The organism is Microvirga terrae (assembly GCF_013307435.2).
In the GTDB taxonomy this organism is placed as follows: domain Bacteria; phylum Pseudomonadota; class Alphaproteobacteria; order Rhizobiales; family Beijerinckiaceae; genus Microvirga; species Microvirga terrae.
The window spans coordinates 4,189,161-4,199,364 of the sequence record NZ_CP102845.1 but is presented as its reverse complement, the minus strand read 5'-3'; the positions used below and the strand labels follow the sequence as shown (position 1 = coordinate 4,199,364).

At 64.9% G+C, this 10,204-nt stretch carries 12 protein-coding genes; 4 read left to right on the top strand and 8 right to left on the bottom strand.

The window, feature by feature from the left end:
- Positions 1–41: 41 nt before the first annotated feature.
- The 3 genes from HPT29_RS19770 to HPT29_RS19760 all read right to left on the bottom strand — a co-directional run bounded on the left by HPT29_RS19770 (position 42) and on the right by HPT29_RS19760 (position 1,635).
- Positions 42–395, bottom strand: coding sequence for a hypothetical protein (locus HPT29_RS19770; RefSeq protein WP_173948856.1), 354 nt, complete (start codon positions 393–395; stop codon positions 42–44).
- Between the two features lie 445 nt (positions 396–840).
- Positions 841–1,107 (bottom strand): DUF7696 family protein, encoded by a 267-nt coding sequence (locus tag HPT29_RS19765; RefSeq protein WP_173948857.1) that lies wholly within the window; start codon positions 1,105–1,107, stop codon positions 841–843.
- 114 nt (positions 1,108–1,221) lie between these two features.
- Positions 1,222–1,635: a response regulator gene (locus HPT29_RS19760; RefSeq protein WP_173948858.1), complete on the bottom strand. Its 414-nt coding sequence runs from the start codon at positions 1,633–1,635 to the stop codon at positions 1,222–1,224.
- A 202-nt stretch (positions 1,636–1,837) separates the two neighbouring features.
- Here HPT29_RS19760 and HPT29_RS19755 point away from each other — a divergent pair, with 202 nt between their 5' ends.
- A complete protein-coding gene (locus HPT29_RS19755; protein ID WP_173948859.1) occupies positions 1,838–2,161 on the top strand; it encodes a hypothetical protein in 324 nt (107 codons plus the stop codon).
- A 25-nt stretch (positions 2,162–2,186) separates the two neighbouring features.
- Here the strand turns inward: HPT29_RS19755 and ampC are convergent, their stop codons facing one another.
- Positions 2,187–3,338, bottom strand: coding sequence for a class C beta-lactamase (gene ampC, locus HPT29_RS19750; protein ID WP_210272238.1), 1,152 nt, complete (start codon positions 3,336–3,338; stop codon positions 2,187–2,189).
- A 229-nt stretch (positions 3,339–3,567) separates the two neighbouring features.
- Here ampC and HPT29_RS19745 point away from each other — a divergent pair, with 229 nt between their 5' ends.
- On the top strand, positions 3,568–3,864 hold the full coding sequence (locus HPT29_RS19745; protein ID WP_173948861.1) for a hypothetical protein: 297 nt from the start codon (positions 3,568–3,570) through the stop codon (positions 3,862–3,864).
- A 30-nt stretch (positions 3,865–3,894) separates the two neighbouring features.
- Here the strand turns inward: HPT29_RS19745 and HPT29_RS19740 are convergent, their stop codons facing one another.
- Genes HPT29_RS19740 through HPT29_RS19730 form a run of 3 tightly spaced genes read right to left on the bottom strand, consistent with a single transcriptional unit; the run spans position 3,895 to position 6,864 of the window.
- Positions 3,895–4,665 (bottom strand): ABC transporter ATP-binding protein, encoded by a 771-nt coding sequence (locus HPT29_RS19740; RefSeq protein WP_173948862.1) that lies wholly within the window; start codon positions 4,663–4,665, stop codon positions 3,895–3,897.
- Positions 4,659–5,699: a FecCD family ABC transporter permease gene (locus tag HPT29_RS19735; protein ID WP_373371155.1), complete on the bottom strand. Its 1,041-nt coding sequence runs from the start codon at positions 5,697–5,699 to the stop codon at positions 4,659–4,661. Before HPT29_RS19735 ends, HPT29_RS19740 begins: the two co-directional genes overlap by 7 nt.
- Positions 5,700–5,727: 28 nt before the next feature.
- Entirely contained in the window at positions 5,728–6,864 is a 1,137-nt protein-coding gene (locus HPT29_RS19730; RefSeq protein ID WP_173948864.1) for an ABC transporter substrate-binding protein, read from the bottom strand.
- A gap of 209 nt (positions 6,865–7,073) precedes the next feature.
- Between HPT29_RS19730 and HPT29_RS19725 the strand changes: the two genes are divergently transcribed.
- Complete coding sequence (locus tag HPT29_RS19725; RefSeq protein WP_173948865.1) at positions 7,074–7,856, top strand: class I SAM-dependent methyltransferase; 783 nt, start codon at positions 7,074–7,076, stop codon at positions 7,854–7,856.
- 55 nt (positions 7,857–7,911) lie between these two features.
- Here the strand turns inward: HPT29_RS19725 and HPT29_RS19720 are convergent, their stop codons facing one another.
- On the bottom strand, positions 7,912–8,919 hold the full coding sequence (locus HPT29_RS19720) for a threo-3-hydroxy-L-aspartate ammonia-lyase (protein ID WP_173948866.1): 1,008 nt from the start codon (positions 8,917–8,919) through the stop codon (positions 7,912–7,914).
- Between the two features lie 242 nt (positions 8,920–9,161).
- Between HPT29_RS19720 and HPT29_RS19715 the strand changes: the two genes are divergently transcribed.
- A complete protein-coding gene (locus HPT29_RS19715; RefSeq protein WP_173948867.1) occupies positions 9,162–10,187 on the top strand; it encodes a hemerythrin domain-containing protein in 1,026 nt (341 codons plus the stop codon).
- Positions 10,188–10,204: the final 17 nt, after the last annotated feature.

Here is a 10,204-nt window from a genome sequence, read left to right as displayed (position 1 = left end):
GGGGCACACGGGAGCGCGGCGCACGACGGCGCCGCGAAAGCTCAGACGAAGGGAGGACCGGTCGGGGGAGCGGCGCAGGGCCGGTGCGAGGGTGGGGCGTTCGGATAGGCGATGCAGCCTGTCCTGATCAGGCGGGCATGATCGATCACGACCGTGGGGGTGACGCCCGGCAGGATTGAGCCCGGGGCATCGTCGCCACCCGGCACGGCCTGGAGGTCTGCCAGGACGCGTTCCGGCGATTCGACGATATCGCCGGGAAGAGCCAGCGCGGTCTCGGCCGCGCCGAGACGATCCCGGTCATCGATCAGGCACGGCTTCGCCTGCGCGGTTCCTGCCATGAGCAGGAGCGCCAGCAGGGACTGGGCAAGCGCCAGAAGGATGCGGTGCGGGATCACGGAAAATCGCCTTAACGCCGGTGCGATCATCTCACAGGAAACCTGAATGCTTCCTGATTATGGCGGAAGCAAGTGGAGCCTCGAACAGGTGGAGGCTCCGGCCCCAAAAAGAAAGCGCCCGCGTTCGGGGCGCTTCAAGGTCCGACCCGTAGGGGCAAATAATCAGGTCGGTGAACCTATCTATTCAGGGAGTAGTTTGGCCAAATTGTGACGGTCCGTGACACGAATGAGGCGTGTCAATAGAATATCTGCGCTATTCTGACGCTTCAGACCGTTCATTTGCGAACTATTTGCCCTTGATCGATCATCTCATATGATTTAATCCGAGCAAACCGTAGGGGCAAATACGGTTCGAAGGGTCGCGAACACGGTCGTTAAAGACTGGGCGCGGCCCTTTTCTTTTCTTTTTATTTCTAGGAGCCGGCTCTTTTAGGAGTCCTGTCCGTCATCGGGGCTTGGTACGGGCTTCCTGCAGCCGCTCCATGGTGGCCTTGATCTCATCGACCGCTTTTGGCCCCCGGATGCCAGCCACCCCGCGGTCGACCGTCTTCCCGTTCTCGTCTTTCCGCCCGTTGAAGAAGACATCCCGCTCCTGCTTGGACATTTTCAGGACGGTCCGGGCTTCGGTCTCGATCCGCCATTCCTCGGACCAAGTGCTGACGGGTTCGCCGGTGAACTCGGAGACGGCTTTGGTGTCGCGGGAATAGGTCATCCTGTCGGTATGCCGGACAGGGGTAACGAGATCGTTAACGCACGAGAGAGGCAGAAGGGCCCGCGTCCGGGCTCCGGCGCAACGGTGCCGCACGGCGCTGGGCCGCCGGAGCGATCAGGCCGCCTTCGCGCTCGGAAACGGCACAACCCGCGGCGTATCCGGGCTTGTGAGAACCTGCAGAGCCTCGAGCACTCTGACCGGAGCCGCAGGAGGGACGAAGACCGCGCGTGCCGACGACATCCGGGCTGGATCGAGGGATGTGATCAGCAGCGCGGGCCGATCGGGATGAAGCCGCTCATACTCGTCTTTCAGGATGAAGCCGCAGACGAGTCCCGGCAGGTCCACCTTGCTCACGAGCCAGTCGATCTCGTCACCCTGCTGGCACAGGATCAGCAGCGCGCGCTCTCCATTGGGGACGGCTGTCACGTCGTATCCGCCCGCTCGAAGAAGATGAGTGACGAGCTCGCGGGCGATAGCGTCATCGTCGACGACAAGGACCATCGCCTTGGAACGGGAATCGGAAACCATAGCGGTCTTCCCTGGATGATCGACGATTGTCCGCCACGGCCGATTAACATCGTGTTAATCGCGGCCGCTCCTTCGAGGGATCGTCCCAAAGGGTTGTAGCCGCAGTCTCGAGGCCACAACCCCCGCAATGGCCACGCTGAAACGCGGCGCTGCCTTCACCGTTGTCATGGCGGAGTCTTCTTCGACATGTGGAGAGCAGGTCATGCGTGTTTCTGATCTCAAGTTCGCGGCTGCCGCGCTGCTTCTGACGGTCCCGACCCTGGCAAGCGCGGAGGAGGGCGGCGCCGCGGCCGGCGCAATCGCCGGCGGCACGGCCGGAGCCGTGGTGGGCGGGCCTGTCGGTGCCGCTGTCGGCGCGGGCATCGGCGGCATCGCCGGTGGCGCCGCATCCGGTCCCGACCGGAAGGACGTGATCATCGAGCACCGCGACGTGGGGGCGACCGGCAGCACCGGATGCTCGACAACGACGCAGCAGAAGACGAACGAGTTCGGCGACACCACGACGAAACAGAAAACCGAGTGCTAGCTCGCCGTCTCTTGTTTGGCGCGGCCTATTCCGTCAGGCTCGAGAGCACCTGGTGGGCTGCCTCCACCCGGGCCTCGTTGGGATAGGCTTTGTTCGCCAGCATGACGATCCCGACCCTCCTGCCCGGAACGAAGGCCGCATAGGCCCCGAACCCGAGGGTCGACCCGGTCTTGTTGACGATTACGTCCTGCTGCGGCGCTATGGGCGGGTCGATCGCGACTGCCGGATGGACCTTCTGGTTCATCGTGTTGCCGGCGATGAAGGTGTCGAGGGCGACCGGATAGGGATATTGCTCCCACACGAGATCCTGGATCAGTCCGCCGGAGCGGAAATAGCCGGTCTGCGTCGCACGAAGTGCCTGGGCGAGTTTCTCCGGATCCGGGCCGATACTCATGTTCGCCTCAAGGAAGCGGAGCATGTCGACCGCGTTCGACTTCACGCCATAGGCCTCTGCCGCGAGGGGAGCGTCCGACACGCGGACGGGCTTGCCGTCGCGATTGTAGCCCCAGGCATAGGACGCCATCTCCGCCGCGGGAACGTCGATGAAGGTGCGCTGTAGGCCGAGATCGCGGAACAGCCGTCCCGCCAGGATCTCGAAGCTTGCGTCCATGGCGCGGGCGGTCGCCAGGCCGAGAAGGCCGATGCTCGGATTGGCGTAGCTGCGCTGGGTGCCGGGGGCGGCTTTCGGTTTCCATGCACGGTAATAGGCAGTGAGTTGCTTCTGATCCTTCACGGCTGCCGGCAACTGAAGGGGAAAGCCGCCCGCCGTATGCGTCGCGAGGTCGAGGAGCCGCACCTGATCGAGAGCGCTGCCCTTCAGTTCCGGCATGTGCCGACTGACGGGGTCGGTCAGTGACAGCCGGCCTTCGACCGCCGCGAGGGTCGCCAGGGTGGCGGTGAACGTCTTGCTGATCGATCCGAGCTCGAAGAGCGTCTCTCGCGTGACAGGAACACGAGGATCCTTCGAGGCCACGCCGTAATCCATGAAGTGGCGCCTGCCGTCGACCGTCACCGCGACGGCCAGTCCAGGGATGCCGAAGCGTTCGATCACCGGCTTCACCGCCGCGTCGACGGCCTGGCGCACCTTCGCGTCCCGATCGGAGCCGGCGGCCAAGGCGGGGGACAGGGTCAGGACGGAGGCCATAAAAGCACCCGCAAGCCTGGAATAACGTCGCATCGGCACGGACATCTCCTTTCGATTCGGCAGGCGCGCCTGCGATGAGGACAGGTTCGGGCAGATGCCCGGAATGGCGAGCGAAATGACCCTGTAGGGTAAAGAAGCCGTTATGACGGTTCAGACGGCACGCACCCGTCTTTCAACAAAGAACGCGTCGCCGCCTGAAGAAAGTCTTTGCTTTGCTGCCGACATCTTGAGATCTCTTCTTGCCCTCTCCTGGAGCCCGACAATGCGCCTCGTGGTCATCGCCTCTGTTCTGACAATCGGTTTCGCCTGCCAGGCCGCAGCCCAAACCAGCCCTGCGACGTCCGCCGACGCGGTGACCGCGACACGCTCGGAGATGCGCGAGTTGATCGAGGCCGTGCAGGCGACCGCGAAAGCGTCCCGCGAGAATGTCGATCATGCCCGTGTCGTGCCTGACCTGCTGTACCAGATCCTGACGAAGCTCGATAAGATCGAGGACAAGCTCGACAAGGTCGAGACGACCCTGAAGGAGACTCAGGCTTCCGCTTCCAGGAAGCGCTGAGAGCGGCTATCGTGCCGGGACGGTGCTGCCTCAGGCCCGCCCAAGCGGCCCGTCGATGATCACGTGCGGGGATTGGCGCGAGCAGCGCTCGATGCGGCCTTCCACCCGGTAGATGGTCTGGAGCAGAGCCGGGGTGATCACCGATTCCACCGGCCCGCAGGAGACCATCGTGCCGGCATCGATCACCATCACCCGGTCGGCCACCCGCAGGACCTGATTGAGATCGTGGATGGCCAGGATGATGCAGATTCCGCGATCCCTCGCGAGCGTGCGGATCAGGGCCAGCACCTCCACCTGCCGGTGCAGGTCGAGGGCGCTCGTGGGCTCGTCGAGGAGCAGGATCTTCGGGTCGCGTACCAGCACCTGGGCGAGTGAGACCAGCTGGCGCTGACCGCCGCTGAGTTCGTGCAGGCCCTTGAAGGAGATAGGCTCGATCTGCAGGTCGTAGAGGATGCGGTCGACCTCATGAAGATCGTCGTCCGTCACCTTGCGGCCGGCGCCCTGCTTGCGGGCGAGCAGCACCGATTCGTAGACGGTCAGCACCGTGTTCACCGACGTGTCCTGCGGCATGTAGCAGACATGGCCCGGGTCGGACCGGAGCGCCCCGTCACCGATGCGGATGGTGCCGGGGCCGTCGAGGAGGCCCGCGATGCGCCGGAACAGGCTCGACTTGCCGGCGGCGTTCGGCCCGATCACGGCCGTGACCTCGCCGCCCTTCAGCACCGGCGTGGTGACGCCCGAAAGCACCTCCTGCTTGCCGTAGCGCACGCCGACATCGGTGAGTTGCAGGGTCGCTACCATGAGCGCCTCCGGCTGGACATGATCAGGCTGAAGAGGAACGGCACACCCACGAGAGCCGTGATGATGCCGATGGGAAAGATCGTTCCCGGCACGATGGACTTGCTGATGACGGACGTCAGCGACAGGATCGCCGCGCCCGACAGCACGGAGGCGGGCAGGAAATAGCGCTGATCCTCGCCCACCAGCATGCGGGCGATGTGCGGACCGACAAGGCCGATGAACCCGATGGTGCCGACGAAGGCGACCGGCACGGCGGCGAGCAGGCTGATGATCATCATCGTCTCGAGGCGCAGCCAGCGCACGTTGACCCCGAAGCTCGCAGCCTTGTCGTCGCCGAGACGAAGCGCCGTGAGCGCCCAGGCGCGGCGCATGAAGAGCGGGAGCGAGATCGCCACCACGGCCGTGGTGATGGCCAGCTTCGGCCATGTGGCGCGGGTGAGGCTGCCCATGGTCCAGAACACCACGGCGGCGAGCGCCTGCTCGGAGGCGAGATACTGCACCAGCGCGAGGAGCGCGTTGAAGGTGAAGACCAGGGTGATGCCGAGCAGCACGATGGTCTCGACCGTGACGCCGCGCCTCTGGCTCATGAAATGGATGAACAGAGCCGCCGCCATGGCCATGAGAAGCGCGTTGATCGACACCACGTAGTCGATGGCCCAGGGCAGGATGCCGACGCCGAACACGAGGGCGATCGAGGCGCCGAAGCTCGCCGCCGCCGAGATGCCCAGCGTGAAGGGGCTGGCGAGCGGGTTGTTGAGGATCGTCTGCATCTGCGCGCCCGCGGCCGACAGGGCTGCCCCCACCACGACCGCCATCAGTGCCACCGGCATGCGGATGTCCCAGATCACCACGCTGGTCTGCAGCGAGACGTCGGGGGAGCCCATCAGCGCCAGCACGACCTCACGCATGGAATAGCGCGCCGGTCCCAGGCCGAGATCGGCGATCACCGAGAGGACGAGGACAAGGCCGAGCGCAAGAAGCACGAGCTTCTTGCGCTGGACGAGGACGCGGTAGGCTCCGCGCCCCTGCGGCATGGCGATGGCGGGCGAGTGGGCCAAGGGCCTATTCCTTGTCAGCGAGGGAGACCCAATAGCCGGTCTTGTAAGGGACGGGCAGGAAGCGCTCGTAGAGCGTCTTCATGGTGGTCTCGGGATCGAGGTCCTTGAACAGGTCCGGGTGCAGCCACTTGGCCATGGCCTGGATGGCGATGAACTGGTAGGGGCTGTTGTAGAACTGGTGCCAGATGGCGTGGACTTGGTTGTCGCGCACGGCTTTCACGCCCGTATAGGAGGGGCGCTTCATCAGCGCGGCGAGCTTTTCCCGGGCCTTGGCCTTGTCTGCGCCGGAGCCGACGCCCACCCAGGCGCCGCCCGGAACGTAGAGTTCCCAGTTCGAGCCCGTGACGATGACCTGATCCGGATTGGCCGCGATGATCTGCTCCGGGTTCACCACGCCGAAGGTGCCCGGAATGATCTTGGCCGCGAGGTTCTGCCCGCCTGCGACCTCCACGAACTTGCCGAAGTTCTCGTTGCCGAAGGACATGCAGCAATCGTCGGAATAGCCGGCTGCGCGCTCCACCATCACGACGGGCTTCGGCGGACTCGCCTTGGAGAGGCGGTCGGTCACGAGATCGATCTGCGCCTTGCGGAACGCGATGAACTCCTCCGCGCGCGCCTCCTTGCCGAACAGCTTTCCGATGAGGCGCATGCTGGCATCGGTGTTCTCGAAAGGCTTCTCGCGGAAGTCCACGAAGACGACCGGAATGTCGATCTTGGCGAGCTTCTCGATGAGCTTGGCGTCGTCGGTGGCGGTCTTGGCCTCGATGTTGAGGAGGATCACGTCGGGCTTGAGGGAGACGGCCTGCTCCACGTCGAAGGTGCCCTCCTTGAAGCCGCCGAAGGTGGGGATTTTGTCGATCTGCGGATACTTGGCCAGGTAGTCCTTGTAGCCGTCGAGATCCGCCTTCTGCAGATCGTCGCGCCACCCGACCACGCGCTTGAACGGCTGATCGGTGTCGAGCGTCGCCACGAAGTACATCTGGCGTCCCTCGCCGAGGATGACCTTCTCGACCGGCGCCTTCACTTCGACCTGGCGGCCGGTGATGTCGGTCACCTTGATCCTGTCAGCGGCTTGAGAGGAGATGGGCAGAAGCCCGACAAGCGCCAGGGCGGCGCCGAAGATCAGCTTGGAGAGTTGCATGACGCGCCTCGCATCTTGAGGAAAGCGCGCATTTCCTATGTCTCGAATAGTTGCCGTGCAAGGAATATCTTTTAGAATTTCTATAAGGAATGAAAGTATTCGCCTAGTTTATAATCGTTCTATTCTACAGTTTATAATGATTATAGTTTGACGGTTCCAAAAATTCTGCCTAGAGGAGCGCGGAATTCACCTGCGTTCGTGAGCCTTCAATGAACTCGAACTACACTCTCCGAGACGAGATCCGCGACTACTGGTCCCTGCGTGCGCCGACCTTCGACGAGCAGGTCGGGCACGAGATCTTCTCGGAAGAGGAACGGCAGGCATGGCGCGATCTCTTCCTGCGCCATCTCGGTCCCGGCGAGGGCCGAAGGGCCCTCGATCTCGCCAGCGGCACGGGCGTGATCTCCCATCTGCTGCATGGCCTCGGCTTTACCGTCACGGGTCTCGACTGGTCGGACGCGATGCTGAACCAGGCCCGCGCCAAGGCGGCCAAGCGCGGAGCCGACATCCGCTTCGTCATGGGCGACGCCGAACGCACCCTGGAGCAGCCGGAGAGCTATGACGTGCTCGTCACGCGTCATCTTGTCTGGACGCTGGTCGATCCCAAGGCCGCCTTCCGGGAGTGGCATTCCCTGCTCAAGCCCGGCGGATGCCTGCTCGTCGTCGATGGCGATTTCGTCTCGGATACGATCGTCAAACGCGTGATCCGCTTCGTCGAGAAGCTCGTACCGGGGCTCGCCGGGGCTCCGCATGCGCCCAATGCCATGCGCGAGACCCACGAGCGCATCCTGAGCCGCGTGTACTTCTCAAAGGGAGCGCAGGCACAGGAGGTCGCGGGGCTTCTGCGCGAGGCGGGGTTCGCCCGGACGATCATCGACCGCGACCTCAAGCCGATCCACCGGGCCCAGGCGAAGAACCTGCCGCTGCTCAAGGGGCTCGAGCGCGCGACGCAGCATCGCTACGCGGTTCTCGCCGTGAAAGCCTCAACCTGAAAAGCCGTGGCGTCCCGGGCCGACAGGGCCGCCCGCGACGATGTCGCGAGAGGTTCTACCCCGCGAGAAAGCCTGCGAGCGCCCTCGGGTCGACGTTGCCGCCGCTGATGATGATGCCGACGCGTTTGCCCCTGCAGGGCACGATGCCGTGAAGCGCCGCCGCCGCCGCCAGGCAGCCCGTAGGTTCGACCACGATCTTCATGCGCTCGGCGAAGAAGCGCATGGTGTCCACGAGCTGCGCGTCCGACACGGTCAGGATGTCGTCGACCAGGGCGCGCATGATGGGAAAGGTCTTGTTGCCCACATAGGTCGTCTGCGCGCCGTCCGCGATGGTGGCGGGCACTGGGATCCGGACGATGGATCCCGTGCGGAACGATTGCTGCGCATCGTTGCCGGCTTCCGGCTCGATTCCGAAGATCCGGCAATCGGGCGAGAGCGCCTTGGACGCGAGCGCCGAGCCGGCCAGCAGGCCGCCGCCGCCGACGCAGACGAGCAGCATGTCGAGCGGGCCGACCTCTTCGATCAGCTCCTTCGCGGCCGTGCCCTGGCCGGCGATCACGTCCTCATGATCGTAGGGCGGAATGAGGGTCAGCCCGCGCTCCTGCGATAGTTTGCGGCCGATCGCTTCGCGGTCCTCCTTATAGCGGTCGTAGAGCACCACCTCGCCGCCATAGCCCTTGGTGGCTGCGACCTTCATGGCCGGGGCGTCCTGCGGCATGATGATGACGGTCGGCACGTCCTGCAGCTGTCCGGCATAGGCGATGGCCTGGGCATGGTTGCCGGAGGAGAATGCGACCACACCGCGCTTGCGCGCATCGGGGGATAGCCTGGCGATCGCGTTGTAGGCGCCGCGGAACTTGAACGCGCCGCCGCGCTGGAGGTTCTCGGCCTTGAAGAAGAGCCTTCCGCCCGTGCGCTCATCGGCGGTGCGGGACGTCAGAACCGGCGTTCGGTGGGCCACCCCGTCGATGCGCCACGCCGCCGTGATCACATCGTCATAGGTCGGCAGATTCACGGGGGCAGGAGCGACGGCGTCGAAGGCTTGCGGGGTCTGCGCGTTCATCGATCTCTCACGCTTCTTGGGGCTTCGGACAAGCCCTTGCGCCTCCCATGCGCAAGGCCCAGCTTTGACTTTGTTCATAGCAATTCCGGATTAACCTTGTCACCTCTGCGGCATTTTTAAGGGCCGGAGGGTCTTTGGGGCTAGCCGGGCCAAAGTCCGCCGGCGGCGGAACAGCGGTCCGCTCTGACCGTTCATGCTTATCAGGCATGGTTCATGCCGATCCGGCATGAGAGGAGGCCCCCATGGAATTGTGGCAGATGGTTGTGGCGGACCACGCGAACATCGAGGAGCTCTGCCGTGAGGTGCTGCGGGCGACGGGGAGCGGGCCCAACAGCCGCGCCGAACTCTTCGCCGATCTCCAGGACGAGCTGGAACGGCATATCGCCGCGCAGCAGAACGTGCTCTATCCGGCCCTGTCGGGGCATGAGCGCACGGCGAGCTATCTGGCCGATCTCGAAGGCAAGCAGGACGAGATCCTCCGTGAGCTCGACAGGCTCGCCGCCCGGCCCGATAAGGACAGCGCCGATTGGGCTTCCGACTTCAAGGACCTCACCGGTTCGATCCGCCACGCGTTCACGCTGGAGGAGAACGGCGTGATGATCGTCGCCCGGGGCGCATTTTCTCCGTCTGAGATCAAGCACTTGTGGCGCCAGTACGAGCGCGAGCGGATCGCCTCCTACGAGGCCGAGCGCTGGCATATGCCGCAATCCATGATGCCCAGCCGCTACGGTCTTCCGACCGGAACTGTGTTCGGGGTTCTCGGCGGTCTTGCCGCCATCGGGGCCGGGGCGCTGCTGTGGACCATGACCCGCTCCGGCCATGCCGGCTCGCGGCAGAACAGGTCGGTGCACGTGCCGCCCCGGCGTCCGGAGCCGCCATTCCCGCTCGAGAGCGGAGTCATCGACCGCAGCCTGGAGAGCTCCCGTCGCGGCATGATGGACAGAGCCGGCTCAGGAGCCCGCACCTACAGGGCGGGTGGTTCGTCGAGCCTGGCCGGCATGCAGCAGGGGCAGGGATCGGCCCCTGGGGATGATGCGCTCCTGCATGGTGCGGGCGGGGCCTCTCCGGCGCCGGGCGGAAGTCCATCGGACGACGACTGGTTCTCATCCGCTCATCCGCCGCGCGCGCCATCGGGGCTCTCGACGCCGCTGCAGCCGGGCGGCACGCTTCCGGCCGGAGGCCCGGGGACGTCCGCGGGCTCGCTCGGCACCGGCGGCGCCCCGACGGGCGGCGCGGATTCGGGATCGTTGAAACAGGATGGGCGGTAACAACCGGCCGCGACCTA

What these genes read in the sequence shown, in the direction of transcription:
- HPT29_RS19760 (WP_173948858.1), bottom strand. Translation starts at nt 1,635, where the DNA reads ATGGTTTCCGATTCCCGTTCCAAGGCGATGGTCCTTGTCGTCGACGAT.
- HPT29_RS19755 (WP_173948859.1), top strand. Translation starts at nt 1,838, where the DNA reads ATGCGTGTTTCTGATCTCAAGTTCGCGGCTGCCGCGCTGCTTCTGACG.
- HPT29_RS19730 (WP_173948864.1), bottom strand. Translation starts at nt 6,864, where the DNA reads ATGCAACTCTCCAAGCTGATCTTCGGCGCCGCCCTGGCGCTTGTCGGG.
- HPT29_RS19745 (WP_173948861.1), top strand. Translation starts at nt 3,568, where the DNA reads ATGCGCCTCGTGGTCATCGCCTCTGTTCTGACAATCGGTTTCGCCTGC.
- HPT29_RS19720 (WP_173948866.1), bottom strand. Translation starts at nt 8,919, where the DNA reads ATGAACGCGCAGACCCCGCAAGCCTTCGACGCCGTCGCTCCTGCCCCC.
- HPT29_RS19765 (WP_173948857.1), bottom strand. Translation starts at nt 1,107, where the DNA reads ATGACCTATTCCCGCGACACCAAAGCCGTCTCCGAGTTCACCGGCGAA.
- ampC (WP_210272238.1), bottom strand. Translation starts at nt 3,338, where the DNA reads ATGCGACGTTATTCCAGGCTTGCGGGTGCTTTTATGGCCTCCGTCCTG.
- HPT29_RS19715 (WP_173948867.1), top strand. Translation starts at nt 9,162, where the DNA reads ATGGAATTGTGGCAGATGGTTGTGGCGGACCACGCGAACATCGAGGAG.
- HPT29_RS19735 (WP_373371155.1), bottom strand. Translation starts at nt 5,699, where the DNA reads ATGCCGCAGGGGCGCGGAGCCTACCGCGTCCTCGTCCAGCGCAAGAAG.
- HPT29_RS19740 (WP_173948862.1), bottom strand. Translation starts at nt 4,665, where the DNA reads ATGGTAGCGACCCTGCAACTCACCGATGTCGGCGTGCGCTACGGCAAG.
- HPT29_RS19725 (WP_173948865.1), top strand. Translation starts at nt 7,074, where the DNA reads ATGAACTCGAACTACACTCTCCGAGACGAGATCCGCGACTACTGGTCC.